Source organism: Bradyrhizobium sp. 604_D8_N2_3, from assembly GCF_051810765.1.
In the GTDB taxonomy this organism is placed as follows: Bacteria; Pseudomonadota; Alphaproteobacteria; order Rhizobiales; family Xanthobacteraceae; genus Bradyrhizobium; species Bradyrhizobium barranii.
In genome coordinates this window covers 895,272-911,134 of sequence record NZ_JBPWPM010000001.1, presented here as the reverse complement: position 1 = coordinate 911,134, position 15,863 = coordinate 895,272, and the positions used below count along the sequence as shown (strand labels likewise).

Here is a 15,863-nt window from a genome sequence, read left to right as displayed (position 1 = left end):
GTCGGCTTACGGCTTCAGCGCGTGCACGCGGTCGAGCTCACTGTTGAACAGCTTGACGATGGCTGGGTCGTAGTCGGCCGAGAATTTTTCCGCGATCGGCTTTGTCTTCTCGCGCATGCGATCGAGCTCGGCGGGTGCGATCTCGTTGACGGCCATGCCCTTGGCCTTGAGCTCGTCGATCGCGGCAGCGGCCTGCTCGCGGCTGACCTTGCGCTGGTAGTCGCGTGCCTCGATCGCCGCGTCCTGCAAAATCTTCTGCTCGTCGGGCGAAAGCCCGTCCCAGAATTTCTTGCTGATCAGGATGATGTTGGTCGAGTAGGTATGATTGGTGACGCTGAGATACTTTTGCACCTCGAAGAACTTGTTCGACAGGATCACGGAGAACGGGTTCTCCTGGCCGTCGACGGTGCCCGTCTCCAACGCGCTATAGAGCTCCGAGAAACTCATCGGCACCGGGTTGGCGTTGAAGGCCTTGAAGGTCTCCAGATAGACCGGGTTCGGGATCACACGGATCTTGATGCCGCCGAGGTCCTCGCCCTTGGTGATGGCACGCTTGCTGTTGGTGACGTTGCGGAAGCCGAGATCCCAATAAGCGAGACCAACCAGCCCCTTCTCAGGCAGCTTTGCCAGCAGCGCTGCGCCGAGCGGACCATCGAGCAAGGCGTCGGCCTGCTGCGGCGTCGAGACGATGAAGGGGAAATCGATCAGGCCGTAATCCTTGACGATGCCGACCAGCGACGTCGTCGCCGGCGACTGCATCTCCTGGGTGCCGGCGCGCAGCGCCGATTGCTGCTGCATCTCGCTGCCCAGCTGATTGGCCGGATATTCGCGCACCCTAATCTTGCCGCCGCTCTTCGCCGCGACGATCTCGGCGAATTTCTGCACGCCTTTGCTGACGGGATGGTCGGTGTTGTTGAGGTGCCCCCAGCGGATGGTGCGCTCCTGAATGGCCTGCGCCGAGGCCGGCCCCATCGCGCCCAAGGCGACCGCGCCGATCGCCGCCACCAAAGCCAGACCTTTGAACCGAACGGGCATCGCTCCCTCCCCTGTTGATCTCGTTCTTAGGGACAGGAACGTCTTATATGACGAATTATAAATCAACCTATATTTTTGATTTTGTCTGATATTACATGAAACACTTGATAAAGTTTCGAAATTTGGCAAAACGCACGTCCAACGCGCTAGAATGAGGCATGGACACCCTTCCCGACACGACAGCCGAGACGGTGGGCGACAGCGCCTACCGCCGCATCCGCACCGACCTGATCTTCGGCAAGCTGACGCCGGGGCAGAAGCTGAAGCTCGAGCGGATGAGCGGCGCCTATGGCACCAGCATCTCGACGCTGCGCGAGACGCTGAACCGGCTGTGCTCGGAAGGTTTTGTCGTCGCCGAAGGCCAGCGCGGCTTCGAGGTCGCGCCGATCTCGGCAACCGAATTCCAGGAGATCGCGGAGCTGCGCGAGCTGCTCGAGAGCCACATGATCGAGAAGTCGTTTGCGGCCGGCGATCTCGACTGGGAGGCGCACATCGTCTCGGCGCATCACAAGCTCGCGGCGATGGAGCGGATGCTGCTGTCAGGCGAGCGGTCCGATGCGGAAAGCTGGAAACAGTGCGATTTCCAGTTTCATCGCGCGCTCGTCGCGGCCTGCGGCTCGAAGGTGCTGCTCGATGCGCATGCCGCGGTCTATGACCGCTATCTGCGCTACCAGATGATCGCCGTGGTGTTCCGCGGCGAGATGGCTGCTTCCGAGCATCGCGAGCTGAAAGAGCTGGCGCTGAAGCGCGACGCCAAGGGCGCGAACAAGGTGCTGCACACCCACATCCATGATTGCGTGGCGCATGCCTTGCGCAATTCGGATTGGTTAAAGCCGGTGGCCGCCGTCAAGGACGCGCGGAGCGAGCCGCGCAAGAAGGCCAAGGCCGGGTAGACCCGCAGCGCCGCCGATGGTGCAAAGCAACATTGCCTCTCGCGCGAACTTGATCGGGATCAAGTTTCAAATCGCACGATAGGGCATTTTGCCCAAATGCTCCCCATGCCCAAATGTGGGATAGCGCATAGACTCTAGAGCTGGAAAAGCTCTAAGAAGATGCGCCCTTTTTGGTCAGTTCCGTCTTAGGTTTTGCCGATGGATTACGCCCAGTTCTTCAATACCGCCCTCGATCGTCTCCACACGGAGCGGCGCTACCGCGTGTTCGCCGATCTCGAACGCATCGCCGGCCGGTTCCCGCATGCGCTGTGGCACTCGCCGAAGGGCAAACGCGACGTCGTGATCTGGTGCTCCAACGATTATCTCGGCATGGGCCAGCACCCGAAGGTGGTCGGCGCCATGGTCGAAACCGCGACCCGCGTCGGCACCGGCGCAGGCGGCACCCGCAACATCGCCGGCACCCATCATCCGCTGGTGCAGCTCGAGGCCGAGCTCGCCGATCTCCACGGCAAGGAAGCGTCGCTGCTGTTCACCTCGGGCTATGTCTCGAACCAGACCGGCATCGCGACCATCGCGAAGCTCATTCCGAACTGCCTGATCCTGTCGGACGAGCTCAACCACAATTCGATGATCGAGGGCATCCGCCAGTCCGCCTGCGAGCGCGTCGTGTTCCGCCACAACGACCTCGCCGACCTCGAAGAGAAGTTGAAGGCCGCAGGTCCGAACCGGCCGAAGCTGATCGCCTGCGAAAGCCTCTATTCGATGGACGGCGACGTCGCCCCGCTCGCCAAGATCTGCGATCTCGCCGAGAAATATGGCGCGATGACCTATGTCGACGAGGTCCATGCCGTCGGCATGTACGGCCCGCGCGGCGGCGGCATCGCCGAGCGTGACGGCGTCATGCATCGCATCGACATTCTCGAAGGCACGCTGGCCAAGGCGTTCGGCTGCCTCGGCGGCTACATCGCCGCCAACGGCCAGATCATCGACGCCGTGCGCTCCTACGCGCCGGGCTTCATCTTCACCACCGCGCTGCCGCCGGCGATCTGCTCGGCCGCGACCGCCGCGATCAAGCATCTGAAGACCTCGAACTGGGAGCGCGAGCGCCACCAGGACCGCGCCGCCCGCGTCAAGGCGATCCTCAATGCTGCCGGCCTGCCTGTGATGTCGAGCGACACCCATATTGTGCCACTGTTCATCGGCGATGCCGAGAAGTGCAAGCAGGCGTCCGACCTGCTGCTAGAACAGCACGGCATCTACATTCAGCCGATCAACTATCCGACGGTGGCCAAGGGCACCGAACGCCTGCGCATCACACCCTCGCCCTATCACGACGACGGCTTGATCGATCAGCTCGCCGAAGCGCTCTTGCAGGTGTGGGACCGCCTGGGTCTGCCGCTCAAGCAAAAGTCGCTGGCGGCGGAGTAGGCCTGCTTCCACCCTCCCTTGGAGGGAGACGGGGTGGGGTGACAGTCTCTCCACCTCTGACGCTGCTCGTGTGGAAAGATCACCCCACCCCGATCGCGCTTCGCGCGATCGACCCTCCCCCTCCAGGGAGGGTAAGCGGGATCCGCGTCCGCTCGCACCTTAACGACAACCCCAGTTCCCGCCCCGGTACGGCATTTCGCTGTCGCTTGCGACCGCCCAACGCGCTAGATTTGCAGGGAAAATGAGTTCGGGCGCCCCCGCGCCCAGGGAGAAGCGCGCTCGCCATGCTGCACGACTGGGGCGTGATCGCTGCCGCCTTCGGCTATATCGGCTTCCTGTTCCTGGTGGCGAGCCACGGCGACCGCCGCTCGCCGGCCGGGCGCGGCCGCGCGTCCGGGCTGATCTATCCGCTGTCGCTGGCGATCTATTGCACCTCCTGGACCTTCTTCGGCTCGGTCGGCTTCGCCACCCGCGCCTCGACCGACTTCCTCGCCATCTATGTCGGCCCGATCCTGATGATCGGGCTCGGCGCCGGCGTCCTGCGCCGCGTGATCCAGCTCGCGAAAGCGCACAACATCACCTCGATCGCCGACTTCATCGGCGCGCGCTACGGCAAGAGCCAGGCGGTGGCGGCGACGGTGGCGCTGATCGCGATCATCGGCTCGGTGCCCTACATCGCGCTCCAGCTCAAGGCGGTCGCCTCCTCGCTCGAAACGATCCTGAGCGAGGACCAGGCGTTCTCCCACATCCCGATCCTCGGCGACATGGCGCTGATGGTGACGCTGGCGATGGCCGCCTTTGCCGTGCTGTTCGGCACGCGGCAGACCGACGCCACCGAGCACCAGCACGGACTGATGCTGGCGGTCGCAACCGAATCCATCATCAAGCTGATCGCCTTCCTTGCCGCCGGCATCTTCGTCACCTTCTGGATGTTCTCGCCACACGAATTGATCGAGCGCGCGATGAGGACGCCGGAGGCGGTGCGCGCCATCAACTATTCGCCGTCGATCGGCAACTTCCTCACCATGACGCTGCTGTCGCTCTGCGCGATCATGCTGCTGCCCCGCCAGTTCCACGTCAGCGTGGTCGAAAACTCCTCGGATGCCGAGGTCAGCCGCGCGCGCTGGCTGTTCCCGTTCTATCTCGTCGCCATCAATTTGTTCGTGATCCCGATCGCGCTCGCTGGCCTCGTCACCTTTCCGTTCGGCGCGGTCGAACCGGACATGTATGTGCTGGCGCTGCCGATGGAGGGCGGCGCGGGACTTCTCAGCGTCGCCGTCTTCGTCGGGGGGCTGTCGGCGGCGACCGCGATGGTGATCGTCGAATGCGTCGCACTCTCCATCATGGTCTCGAACGACCTCGTGGTGCCCCTGGTGCTGCAGCGGCGGCCGGAGGGGCGCACCGGCGGCGCCGATTTCAGCGACTTCCTGCTGCGCTCGCGCCGGCTTGCGATCTTCGCCATCATGGTGATGGCCTATTTCTACTACCGCGCGCTCGGCAACACCCAGCTTGCGGCGATCGGCCTGCTCTCCTTTGCCGCCATCGCCCAGCTCGCGCCCAGCTTCTTCGGCGGGCTGTTGTGGCGGCGTGCCACCGCGCGCGGCGCCATCGGCGGCATGCTGGTTGGCTTCGCGGTGTGGCTCTACACGCTGTTCATCCCGAGCTTCATGGATTCCTCGACGGCGGGCATCCTGCTGCTCCAGCACGGCCCGTTCGGCATCGAGGCACTGCGGCCGCAGGCGCTGTTCGGCGCCGACCTGCCGCCGCTGATGCACGGCGTGATCTGGTCGCTGTCGCTCAACATCCTGACCTATGTGCTGCTGTCGCTGGCGCGGCGGCCATCTTCGATCGAGCTGGTGCAAGCCGATCTGTTCGTACCCAACACGCTCGCGCCGATCTCCCCGAACTTCCGCCGCTGGCGCACCACCGTTACGGTGCAGGACATCCAGACCACGGTCGCGCAATATCTCGGACCCGACCGCGCCCGGCATTCGTTCGAGGCATTTTCGGTACGGCGCAATGTTCGCCTGGAATCCGGGGCGCCCGCCGATTTCGAGCTGCTGCAGCACGCCGAGCACCTGATCGCTTCTTCGATCGGCGCGGCCTCGTCGCGGCTCGTGATGTCGCTGCTGCTGCGCAAGCGGACGGTCTCGGCGAAGGCGGCGCTGAAACTGCTCGACGATTCCCACGCCGCGCTGCATTTCAATCGCGAGATCCTCCAGACTGCGCTCAACCATGTTCGCCAGGGCATCGCCGTGTTCGACGCCGATCTGCAACTGATCTGCTCCAACCGGCAGTTCGGCGATCTCCTGAACGTGCCGCCGCATTTCATCCAGTTCGGCACGCCATTGCGTGAAATCCTGGAATTCATGGGTGTGAGCGAGCCGGACAATCCGGTCGAGCGCGAAGCCATGCTGGAGCGGCGGCTCGCGGCTTACACCACCGACGGCGAGCCTTATCTCGAGCGCCTGCCCGACCGCCACATGGTGATCGAGATTTTGACCAACCGCATGCCCGGCGGCGGCTTCGTCATCACCTTCACCGATGTCACCCCCACATTCGAGGCCGCCGAAGCGCTGGAGCGCGCCAACGCGACGCTCGAAAAGCGGGTGCGCGACCGCACCGAGGAGCTGACCCGGCTGAATTCCGAGCTGGCGCTGGCCAAGAGCGCGGCCGAGGACGCCAGCATCTCCAAGACGCGATTCCTGGCGGCAGCCAGCCACGACATCCTCCAGCCCCTGAACGCGGCGCGGCTGTATGTCACCAGCCTGGTCGAGCGCCAGCACAGCGGCGAGGAGACGCGGCTGGTCGAGAACATCGACGAATCGCTCCAGGCGATCGAGGAGATCCTCGGCGCACTGCTCGACATATCGCGGCTGGACGCCGGCGCGATGACGACCTCGATTTCGAGCTTCAAGATGGCCGATTTGATGCGCTCGCTGGAGATCGAGTTTGCGCCGATCGCGCGCGCCAAGAACCTCGAGCTCGCCTTCGTGCCCTGCTCGCTGCCGGTCGAGTCCGATCGGCTGTTGCTGCGGCGCCTGCTCCAGAACCTGATCTCCAACGCGATCAAATACACCCCGCGCGGACGCGTGCTGGTCGGCTGCCGCCGCCAGGGCCCTTCGCTGAAAATCTGCGTCTACGACACCGGCGTCGGCATCCCGCCGGTCAAGCGCGGCGAGATCTTCAAGGAATTCCACCGCCTCGAACAGGGCGCGCGGATCGCCCGCGGCCTTGGACTCGGCCTCTCGATCGTCGAGCGTCTTGCACGCGTGCTCAAGCACGGCATCGCCATCGACGGCAACAAGAGCGGCGGCTCGGTCTTCTCCGTGACGGTGCCGACAGCCAAGGCGATCACCCACACCGCTGCCGTCACCAGCGCGACGCCGCTGGCGCGTAGGCCGATCTCGGGCGCCCTCATCGTCTGCATCGAGAACGACGCGGCGATCCTCGACGGCATGCGCACGCTGCTCAAGGCCTGGGACGCCGAGGTGATCGCGGTCGCCGACCCCGAGGGCGCGATCGCCGCGATCGAAGGCGCGGGCCGCCGCGTCACCGGCCTGCTGGTCGATTATCACCTCGACCGCGGCAACGGCATTGCCGCCATCCGCGAGATCCGCCGCCGCTTCGGCGACGGCATCCCTGCGATCCTGATCACTGCCGACCGCAGCCCCGCGGTGCAGGTCGCCGCGCGCGAGGAAAATGTCGCGGTGCTCAACAAGCCGGTGAAGCCGGCTTCGCTCCGCGCCCTGCTGGGACAGTGGCGCACGCAGCAGATGGTGGCGGCGGAGTAAGACGCGGTCAGTAGTCGGTCGAGACGCTGAGCGCGCGCCACTTCTCGAGCTCGTCGAGGCGTTGCCGGTCCGTCGCCGCGATGGCGTTCACGGCGTCGCTGCCGAACGCGATCCGCAGCGGTGGGCTGTCCATGTCGACGAGCTTCAGCACAAGTGCGGCGGCCTTCGCCGGATCGCCAGGCTGGCGGCCATCATAATCGCGCTGCATCCTGACGGCCGCGCCAACGACGGCATCGTACTCCGCCCGCCCTTCGCCGGTCGCATGCGCTGACTGCGCAAAGCCGGTACGGAAGCCGCCGGGTTCGACGATCGTCACGTGCACGCCGATCAACGCCATCTCGCGCGCCAGCGATTCCGAAAAGCCCTCGATGCCCCATTTTGCGGCTGAATAGGCCGCGCGTGCGGGGGCTCCGATCCGTCCGCCGACGGACGAGAACTGCACGATATGCCCGCGGCGCTGCCGGCGCAGCACGGGGATCGCCGCCTTGGTGACGATGATGGTGCCGAGCAGATTGACCTCGATCTGCTGACGGAACGAGGCCAGGCTCGTATCCTCGACCGATCCGAGATCGCCATAGCCGGCATTGTTCACGACCACATCGACGCCGCCGAACGCCTCCACGGCGAGGCCGATGGCCACTTGCGCGGCCGCCTCGTCAGTCACGTCGAGCGTTGCGAGCCGCAGTCTTTCCCCAAAGCGTTCCCGCATCGATTCGAGCGGACCGAGATTCCGGGCAGTGGCAACCACCCGGTGGCCCGCCGCAAGCGCGGCTTCCGTGATGGCGCGTCCGAGCCCGCGTGAGCTGCCGCTGATGAACCAGATCTTTGACACGGTGGGCTCCTGACCGCTCAGGGCGCAAGCCGGGTGAAGACGTAGTCGTGGCTCTTGGCGCGGGCGTCGTGGCAGGTGAAGCAGGTGCGGTGCTGGGCCTCGTCGACCGGCTTGCCATTGATGAAGCGGCCGAATCCCCAGCCGCCGGTGGACGCATATTTCCTGGAATCCTTGACCATCACCTGCACCGTGGTGGCCGCGCCGGGGATCGTCGCGGATGCGAATTCCGGTGACTGTTTCCGCTTCCACGCGCGCTTGACCAGAATGGTGCCATCGGGGAACGGAAGCTTGCCGGCCTGATAAGCGTCGATTGCCGTCTGGTTGCCGACAACGGCGCGAAGCTCGTCGAGTGGCGCCGCCTCCTCGGCGGGCGCGATCAGCTCCCACTGCTTGTAACCCGCAGGAATCGTGACGCCGAAGATCGGCGATGCGTCTGCCGTGTTGCCTTGTGCCGGCCCCTCGGCGAGAGCGATCGAGACCAAGTAGGGCACGCAAGTCAGGAGAACGACGAGAAGGAGCGCGGCAAGCGTGAGAGCCGTCGCATAAGAGCGCTTTTTCATTTCAGGTTCGATGGACGTCATGACGTTCCTTCATGCTGGGAGCGCGGCATAGCCTCGGTCCAGCCGCGCTGGACCGAGGCATCGAATGAACGCTCAGGCGCCGTCGGCGTCGATGACGGCCTTGGCGAAGGCTTGCGGCGCTTCCTGCGGCAGATTGTGGCCGATGCCGCCGGTGATCAGGCGGAAGTCGTACCGGCCTGAGAACCTCTTGGCATAGGCGCTGGGGTCGGGATGCGGCGCACCGTTGGCGTCGCCCTCCATCGTGATCGTCGGGACGCTGATCACCGGAGCTGCGGCGAGCTTCTTTTCGAGCTCCTCGTATTTCGCTTCGCCCTGGGCGAGCCCGAGCCGCCAGCGGTAATTGTGGATCGTGATGGCGACATGATCCTTGTTGTCCAGCGCCGCAGCGCTCCGGCTAAAGGTCGCGTCGTCGAACTTCCATTGCGGCGAGGCGAGCTTCCAGATCAGTTTTGCGAAATCATGCGTGTACTTCTCGTATCCGGCTCGGCCGCGCTCGGTCGCGAAATAGAACTGGTACCACCATTGCAGCTCGGCCGACGGCGGCAGCGGCGCGTTGCCTGCGGCCTGGCTGGAGATCAGATAGCCGCTGACCGACACCAGCGCACGGCAGCGATCCGGCCACAACGCAGCGATGATATCGGCGGTGCGCGCGCCCCAGTCGAACCCGGCGATAACAGCCTTCTTGATGTCGAGCTTGTCCATCAGCGCGATGATGTCGACGGCCATGGCGGCGGGCTCGCCGTTGCGCGGCGTCTCGCTGGAAAGGAAATGCGTCGAGCCGTAGCCGCGCAGGTACGGGATGATCACGCGATAGCCGGCCTTTGCCAGGATCGGCGCGACATCGACGAACGCGTGAATGTCGTAAGGCCAGCCGTGCAACAGGATCGCCACGGGACCGTTCGAGGGACCTGCCTCCGCATAACCGACATTGAGGGCGCCGGCGTCGATCTGCTTGATCGGACCGAACGACGCATTCGATGCGGACGACTTCGGCGCGTCCGTTTCGGCACGGGCGAGGTCGATGACACCGAGACCGACGGCGACGGTTCCCGCGGCGACGCCGAAAAATTTGCGGCGGTGCTGGTCGATGATCTGTTTCATGGTGGTGCTACCTTGTTGATAGTTGGTGATGTCCGTCAGATCAGCGCGACCGTGACGTCGATATTGCCGCGGACGGCCTTGGAATAAGGGCAGGTCTGGTGCGCCTCATCGACGATGCCGCGCGCGATCTCGCGGTCGAGGCCCGGCAGGCTGACGTTGAGGCGCGCGCTGAGCGAATAGGCGCCCTCGTCGAGCACGAGATCGATCTCCGCATCGATCGCGCATTTCCGGGGAAGCTCGATCTTGCGCTTGCGGGCAGCGATCTCCATCGCGCCTTCGAAGCAGGCCGACCAGCCGGCCGCGAACAATTGCTCAGGATTGGTGCCGATGCCTGTGCCGCCCGGCGGCGACAGCTTGACGTCGAGGCGGCCGTCGGAGCTGCGCGATATGCCGTCGTGTCGTCCGCCGCTGGTGTGGGTGCTGGCCGTGTAGAGCAATTTTGCCGCTTGCGTCATGAAGGTCTCCTTGCCGTCGCGCAACTGACTAGCAGCGGCGGCGGCAGGACTCCCGTTTGGACTTGTGAGAAGTTGTGAGGCCCCGGCGCACAGTCCCGCCACAAGGCCTGCATCAGCGGTCTGATGCCGATGCAGGTGCGGCCTTGCCGGATTGCGATCATCTGGCTATCCGGTCCGTTTGAAAGGACAACATTTCGCCATGACCGAGTCGGCCGGCACCGCAACGGGAACCCAATCGTTCGGGCCATTCACCGTGACATCGCATGAAAGGCTCGTGATGCGCGACGGCGTCGCGCTGCCGCTCGGCGCGAAGGCCTTCGACACGCTGATCGCGCTGATGTCGCGGCCAAACGAGGTCGTCAGCAAATGGGACCTGATGGCGCTGGTGTGGCCCGGGCTGACCGTCGAAGAAGCCAATCTGCGCTTTCACGTCGCAGCCCTGCGCAAGGCGCTCGGCGACGGCAAGGACGGCGCCCGCTACATCACCACGCTCTCCGGCCGCGGCTATTGCTTCGTGGCGCCGATCTCGAACGCGGAAATCGCGGCAGAGCGGCGTCCCGCGCAGCGGACGGAATTACCACCCGTCAAGCTGCCGAACCGGCTGCAACGGATGGTCGGGCGCGACGATGCGGTCGCCGCCGTCTCCAACAAGCTCATCGGCTCGCGCTTCGTCACGATCGTCGGCCCGGGCGGCGTCGGCAAGACCGCCGTTGCGGTGGCGATCGCGCACGACCTGCTCGAGACTTTCTCCGACGCCGCGCATTTCGTCGACCTCGCCGCGCTCAGCGATCCCGATCTCGTGATCACCTCGATTCTGCTGATGCTGGGCTTGCCGGCGCAGACCGACGATCCCCTGCCTGCACTGCTCGCGCATCTCGGGGACAAGCGGATGCTGCTGATCCTGGACAATTGCGAGCACGTCATCGCCGCCGCGGCGCCGCTGGCAGCCGAAATCTTTCACGCGGCGCCCCATGTCCATATCCTCGCCACGAGCCGCGAGGCCCTGCGTGTCGAGGGCGAGCAGGTTTATCGATTGGCGCCGCTCGCCGTTCCGCCTGACAATCCCGGGCTGACCGCGGCAGCCGCGCAAACTTATCCCGCGCTTCAGCTCTTCCTCGAACGTGCCATGGCCGGCGGCGCGCAGATCGCGCTCGACGATGCCAATGCCGCGATCGTCGCCGGTATCTGCCGCAAGCTCGACGGCATGGCGCTGGCGATCGAGCTCGCCGCCGGCCGGGTCGAGGCCTACGGCCTGGAGCAGACGGCCGCACTGCTCGACGAACGCCTCAATCTGCTCTGGCAGGGCCAGCGCACCGCGCCGCCGCGACAGAAGACGTTGCAAGCGACACTGGACTGGAGCTACGGGCTCCTGTCCGACACCGAGCGCCTCGTGCTGCGCCGGCTTGCCGTCTTCGCCGGTCACTTCACCATCGACGCCGCGCTCGAAATCGTGCCGGACGAGCGCGTCGACCGCTCGCGCCTGTTCGATGCCATCGACAGCCTGGTCGCCAAGTCGATGGTCGCGCCGCGACCGGTCGGCGCCATGATGCGCTACCGTCTGCTCGACACGACGCGCGCCTATCTGCTCGATATCGAGCCGAACGAGACCGCGCTTGCCGCCCGCCACGCAACCTACTACCGGCGATGGCTGGAGCAGGCCGGCACGACATGGGCGACCGTGCCGAGCGCCGACGAACGCGCGATCCATTTCTCCGCGCTTCACAACGTGCGCGCCGCGCTGGACTGGTGCTTCGGCACGGGCGGCGATGTCGGCATCGGCATTGCGCTCGCCGCCGCGGCGGCTCCGATCTTTCTCGCCATGTCGCTGCTGATCGAATGCCGGCGCTGGTCGGAACGGGCGCTGCTTGCGATCGATCCGCCCTCGCGCGGCAGCGCCGAGGAAATGCACATCCAGGCCGCCCTCGGATTGACCTTGATGTTCACGCGTGGCGGCAGCGAGGCTGCGCGTGCCGCCCTGAGCAGGAGCCTGGCGATCGCCGAGGCGCGCGGCGACGCGACGAACCAGCTCCAGCTGCTCGGCCGCATGCACATCTTCCATGAGCGGATGGGACAGTTCGACGCCGCGCTCGGTTATGCGCAGCAGAGCCTCACGGTCGCCGAGACGCTCGGCGATGCCGCCTCCATCGCGCTCGCCCATTCGCTGCTGGGTGTCTCCTTGCATCTGGCCGGCGAGCATCGCGACGCCCTGAGCATGCTGGAGGCCGCCTGGCACGGGCCGGGCACGGAGCGGATCAGCACGGTCCACGGCTTCGATCACCGCAACCGGGCCGGCATCTCGCTCGCGCGCGAGCTTTGGTTGCAGGGCCGGCCGGCGGCTGCGCGGCAACTGGCGCGGCAGACGGTCACCGAGGCCGCGCAGATGGACCATCCGATCACGCTCTGCATCGCGCTGATCTGGGCGGTCTCGATCGATCTCTGGAGCGGGGATCTCGACGGCGCGGAAGAGAACCTCGACCGCTTCATCGCACATGCCGAAACGCGCTCGATGGGCCCTTATCTCGCGGTCGGCCGCGGCGTCAAAGGCGAGCTGGCGATCCGGCGCGGCGACGCCGCTGGCGGCGTCGAGACGATACGGGCCTGTCTGCGAGAGCTCCACGACGCCGGCTACGAGCTGCTCACCACGACCTTCAACATCGCACTCGTGCATGGCTTGTTGGCGCTCGGGCAGATCGAGCGGAGCGCGCGCCTGATCGACGACGCGATCGGCCTCGTCGAGCAAGGCGGCGACCATCTCTACATGCCCGAGCTGCTGCGCATGAAGGGCAATGTGTTGCTGTCACTGCCGGAGCCGAACCGTGGAGAGGCCGAAAACCACCTGATGCAGTCGTTGGAACTGAGCCGTCGCAACGGTGCAAAAGCCTGGGAGCTGCGGGCTGCGATCGATCTCGCCGAGTTCCTTGCTGAACGTGGCCGGTGTGAGGAAGCGAAGCGGTTGCTGCAGTCGGCGCTCGAGGGCTTTGCCGAGGGCTCCGAAACTGCGGATATCAGGGCCGCCAAAAGGCTCCTGGGGTGACACAGGTTGGCAGTGCGCGCCGGAACGACGGGCTTATCCCGTCGGGGTGCCCTGCTTCCACTGGCCGCCGGCGATCTTCGCCGCGGCAATCACCGCCTGCGTGCGGCTCTCGACGCCGAGCTTTTGCAGGATCGCCGAGACGTGCGCCTTGATGGTGGCTTCGGAGACGCCGAGCTCATAGGCGATCTGCTTGTTGAGGAGGCCCTCCGACAGCATCATCAAGACCCGGACCTGCTGCGGCGTCAGCGTCACCAGGCGGTCACGCAGGCGCGTCATGTCGGGATCGGCGGCAGCCGATAGATCGGTGTCGGTGGGAACCCAGACGTCCCCCTCCATCACCTTGAGGATCGCGTCGCGCAAGGTCTCGACGCCGAATCGCTTCGGGATGAAGCCGGAGGCGCCGAAATCGAGCGAGCGGCGAATCGTGGCGCTGTCGTCGGAGGCCGAGACGATCACCACCGGGATGGCCGGGTACTGCGCGCGCAGATAGATCAGCCCGGAAAAGCCGGAGATCCCGGGCATCGAGAGGTCGAGCAGGACCAGATCGACGTCGGATGTCTGTTCCAGCAGCTTGGTGAGATCCTCGAACGATCCCGCTTCGTCGATCCTGGCCGAGGTCAGGACGCCCGCCACCGCTTGCCGCAACGCGTCGCGGAACAGGGGATGGTCATCGGCAATGACGAGATGGGTCGAAGGAGCGCTCATCGTTCTCTTGCTGGCATTCACACCGGGCCAGTAGGCCGGCCCGGGGCCTTGGTCAATTCTTTCCCGACCGGCCGTGGCATGCAAGTGGGCATTATCCCTTTGCGGGAACGGGGTTAACCCATGGTCGAGCGCGATCGTGCCGGATTGAAAGGTCCGCGGCGTCAGGTGCGCGTCAGTGCGCAAGGCCGAAAGTCGTATTGGGGCGGGTTTCACGCCGATGTTACCTTGGAGCCAAGACCTGGGTTGATCCGGCACGACCGGATATCCGGGGCGCGAGGAAACGCATTTCGGGGAGCGACTCAACATGTCGACAATGGCTGTGTCTCAAGCGGGCGCGGGAGGAATGACGAAGGACGAACGGTTCGTCATTCTCGCCTCCTCGCTCGGTACCGTCTTCGAGTGGTACGACTTCTACCTCTACGGTTCGCTGGCCGGCATCATCGGCGCGCAGTTCTTCTCGGCCTATCCGCCAGCAACCCGCGACATCTTCGCGCTGCTGGCCTTCGCCGCGGGCTTCCTCGTCCGTCCGTTCGGCGCCATCGTGTTCGGGCGCGTCGGCGACATCGTCGGCCGCAAATACACCTTCCTCGTCACCATCCTGATCATGGGTCTGTCGACCTTCATCGTCGGCCTGCTGCCCAATGCGGCGACCATCGGCATCGCGGCCCCGATCATCCTGATCGCGCTGCGCCTCGCCCAGGGCCTGGCGCTCGGCGGTGAATATGGCGGTGCGGCGACCTATGTCGCGGAGCACGCGCCGAACGGCAAGCGCGGCTATTACACCTCGTTCATTCAGACGACCGCCACGCTCGGCCTGTTCCTGTCGCTGCTGGTGATCCTGTTCACTCGCAGCGCGATCGGCGAGGCCGATTTCGCGGCCTGGGGCTGGCGCATCCCGTTCCTGGTCTCGGTGCTGCTGCTCGGCATCTCGGTCTGGATCCGGCTCCGCCTCAGCGAATCCCCGATCTTCCAGAAGATGAAGGACGAGGGGAAGAGCTCGAAGGCGCCGCTGACGGAAGCCTTCGGCAACTGGCAGAACGGCAAGCTCGTTCTGCTCGCGCTGCTCGGCGGCGTGATGGGCCAGGGCGTGGTCTGGTACACCGGCCAGTTCTACGCGCTGTTCTTCCTGCAATCGATCCTGAAGGTCGACGGCTATACCGCTAACCTCCTGATCGCCTGGTCGCTGCTGCTCGGCACCGGCTTCTTCATCGTGTTCGGCGTGCTCTCCGACAAGATCGGCCGCAAGCCAATCATCCTCGGGGGCTGTCTGATCGCCGCGCTGACCTTCTTCCCGATCTTCAAGATGATCACCACCAACGCCAACCCGGCGCTGGAAAAGGCGATCGAGTCGGTAAAGGTCGACGTGATGGCGGATCCCGCGGGTTGCGGCGACCTGTTCAACCCGGTCGGCACCCGCGTCTTCAGCGCGCCTTGCGACACCGCACGCGCCTACCTGTCGGGCGCGTCGGTCAGGTACTCGACCGTGCCCGGCCCGGCCGGCTCCGGCGTGAAGGTGGTGGTCAACGGCAAGGACATCGCCTACGCCAACGCCAAGGACGGCAATCCCGCGCTGCTCGCCGCAGTGCAGGCAGCTGGCTATCCGAAGCCGGGCGATGCGGGCATCGTGAAGATGTCGCATCCGTTCGACATCTTCCGTCCGCAGGTGGCCGCGACCGTCGGGCTGCTGTTCATCCTGGTGATCTTCGTCACCATGGTGTACGGCCCGATCGCCGCGATGCTGGTCGAACTGTTCCCGACCCGCATCCGCTACACCTCGATGTCGCTGCCCTACCACATCGGTAACGGCTGGTTCGGCGGCCTGCTGCCCGCGACCGCGTTCGCGATCGTGGCTTCTACAGGCGATATCTATGCGGGTCTCTGGTATCCGGTCATCTTCGCATCGATTACCGTCGTGATCGGCTTCTTCTTCCTGCCCGAGACCAAGGACGTCGACATCAAGGCGACCTGATCGACAGCAGCGATCGACAATACGAACCGGCCGCGG

Annotated in this window: 11 protein-coding genes; 5 read left to right on the top strand and 6 right to left on the bottom strand. The window is 65.3% G+C overall.

What is annotated here, in order from left to right:
• Nucleotides 1–6 precede the first annotated feature (6 nt).
• Nucleotides 7–1,035: a TRAP transporter substrate-binding protein gene (locus AB7245_RS04300; protein ID WP_085402606.1), complete on the bottom strand. Its 1,029-nt coding sequence runs from the start codon at nt 1,033–1,035 to the stop codon at nt 7–9.
• Between the two features lie 158 nt (nt 1,036–1,193).
• On the opposite strand from AB7245_RS04300, the gene AB7245_RS04295 reads away from it, so the two are divergent.
• The 3 genes from AB7245_RS04295 (at nt 1,194) to AB7245_RS04285 (ending at nt 7,150) form a co-directional block, all read left to right on the top strand.
• Nucleotides 1,194–1,928, top strand: coding sequence for a GntR family transcriptional regulator (locus AB7245_RS04295; RefSeq protein ID WP_085402607.1), 735 nt, complete (start codon nt 1,194–1,196; stop codon nt 1,926–1,928).
• Nucleotides 1,929–2,126: 198 nt separating this feature from the next.
• On the top strand, nt 2,127–3,356 hold the full coding sequence (hemA, locus tag AB7245_RS04290) for a 5-aminolevulinate synthase (RefSeq protein WP_071916882.1): 1,230 nt from the start codon (nt 2,127–2,129) through the stop codon (nt 3,354–3,356).
• Between the two features lie 284 nt (nt 3,357–3,640).
• The gene (locus AB7245_RS04285) at nt 3,641–7,150 is read left to right on the top strand and encodes a PAS domain-containing hybrid sensor histidine kinase/response regulator (protein ID WP_085402608.1); all 3,510 of its coding nucleotides are present in this window, start codon (nt 3,641–3,643) and stop codon (nt 7,148–7,150) included.
• A 7-nt stretch (nt 7,151–7,157) separates the two neighbouring features.
• On the opposite strand, the gene AB7245_RS04280 is transcribed toward AB7245_RS04285, so the two are convergent.
• The 4 genes from AB7245_RS04280 to AB7245_RS04265 all read right to left on the bottom strand — a co-directional run bounded on the left by AB7245_RS04280 (nt 7,158) and on the right by AB7245_RS04265 (nt 10,119).
• Nucleotides 7,158–7,982: an SDR family NAD(P)-dependent oxidoreductase gene (locus tag AB7245_RS04280; protein ID WP_085402609.1), complete on the bottom strand. Its 825-nt coding sequence runs from the start codon at nt 7,980–7,982 to the stop codon at nt 7,158–7,160.
• Nucleotides 7,983–7,999: 17 nt separating this feature from the next.
• Nucleotides 8,000–8,563 carry a cytochrome P460 family protein gene (locus tag AB7245_RS04275; protein ID WP_085402610.1) on the bottom strand — a complete coding sequence of 188 codons (564 nt, stop codon included), beginning with the start codon at nt 8,561–8,563 and terminating at the stop codon, nt 8,000–8,002.
• A gap of 72 nt (nt 8,564–8,635) precedes the next feature.
• Nucleotides 8,636–9,664: an alpha/beta fold hydrolase gene (locus AB7245_RS04270; RefSeq protein WP_085402611.1), complete on the bottom strand. Its 1,029-nt coding sequence runs from the start codon at nt 9,662–9,664 to the stop codon at nt 8,636–8,638.
• A gap of 35 nt (nt 9,665–9,699) precedes the next feature.
• Entirely contained in the window at nt 9,700–10,119 is a 420-nt protein-coding gene (locus AB7245_RS04265) for an organic hydroperoxide resistance protein (protein WP_063980781.1), read from the bottom strand.
• Nucleotides 10,120–10,318: 199 nt separating this feature from the next.
• On the opposite strand from AB7245_RS04265, the gene AB7245_RS04260 reads away from it, so the two are divergent.
• Nucleotides 10,319–13,153 carry an ATP-binding protein gene (locus AB7245_RS04260; protein ID WP_085402612.1) on the top strand — a complete coding sequence of 945 codons (2,835 nt, stop codon included), beginning with the start codon at nt 10,319–10,321 and terminating at the stop codon, nt 13,151–13,153.
• 33 nt (nt 13,154–13,186) lie between these two features.
• Here the strand turns inward: AB7245_RS04260 and AB7245_RS04255 are convergent, their stop codons facing one another.
• A complete protein-coding gene (locus tag AB7245_RS04255; RefSeq protein WP_071917775.1) occupies nt 13,187–13,858 on the bottom strand; it encodes a response regulator in 672 nt (223 codons plus the stop codon).
• 343 nt (nt 13,859–14,201) lie between these two features.
• Between AB7245_RS04255 and AB7245_RS04250 the strand changes: the two genes are divergently transcribed.
• Complete coding sequence (locus AB7245_RS04250) at nt 14,202–15,827, top strand: MFS transporter (RefSeq protein ID WP_193560909.1); 1,626 nt, start codon at nt 14,202–14,204, stop codon at nt 15,825–15,827.
• Nucleotides 15,828–15,863: the final 36 nt, after the last annotated feature.

What these genes read in the sequence shown, in the direction of transcription:
- AB7245_RS04275 (WP_085402610.1), bottom strand. Translation starts at nt 8,563, where the DNA reads ATGACGTCCATCGAACCTGAAATGAAAAAGCGCTCTTATGCGACGGCT.
- AB7245_RS04300 (WP_085402606.1), bottom strand. Translation starts at nt 1,035, where the DNA reads ATGCCCGTTCGGTTCAAAGGTCTGGCTTTGGTGGCGGCGATCGGCGCG.
- AB7245_RS04265 (WP_063980781.1), bottom strand. Translation starts at nt 10,119, where the DNA reads ATGACGCAAGCGGCAAAATTGCTCTACACGGCCAGCACCCACACCAGC.
- AB7245_RS04295 (WP_085402607.1), top strand. Translation starts at nt 1,194, where the DNA reads ATGGACACCCTTCCCGACACGACAGCCGAGACGGTGGGCGACAGCGCC.
- AB7245_RS04255 (WP_071917775.1), bottom strand. Translation starts at nt 13,858, where the DNA reads ATGAGCGCTCCTTCGACCCATCTCGTCATTGCCGATGACCATCCCCTG.
- AB7245_RS04250 (WP_193560909.1), top strand. Translation starts at nt 14,202, where the DNA reads ATGACGAAGGACGAACGGTTCGTCATTCTCGCCTCCTCGCTCGGTACC.
- hemA (WP_071916882.1), top strand. Translation starts at nt 2,127, where the DNA reads ATGGATTACGCCCAGTTCTTCAATACCGCCCTCGATCGTCTCCACACG.
- AB7245_RS04260 (WP_085402612.1), top strand. Translation starts at nt 10,319, where the DNA reads ATGACCGAGTCGGCCGGCACCGCAACGGGAACCCAATCGTTCGGGCCA.
- AB7245_RS04270 (WP_085402611.1), bottom strand. Translation starts at nt 9,664, where the DNA reads ATGAAACAGATCATCGACCAGCACCGCCGCAAATTTTTCGGCGTCGCC.
- AB7245_RS04285 (WP_085402608.1), top strand. Translation starts at nt 3,641, where the DNA reads ATGCTGCACGACTGGGGCGTGATCGCTGCCGCCTTCGGCTATATCGGC.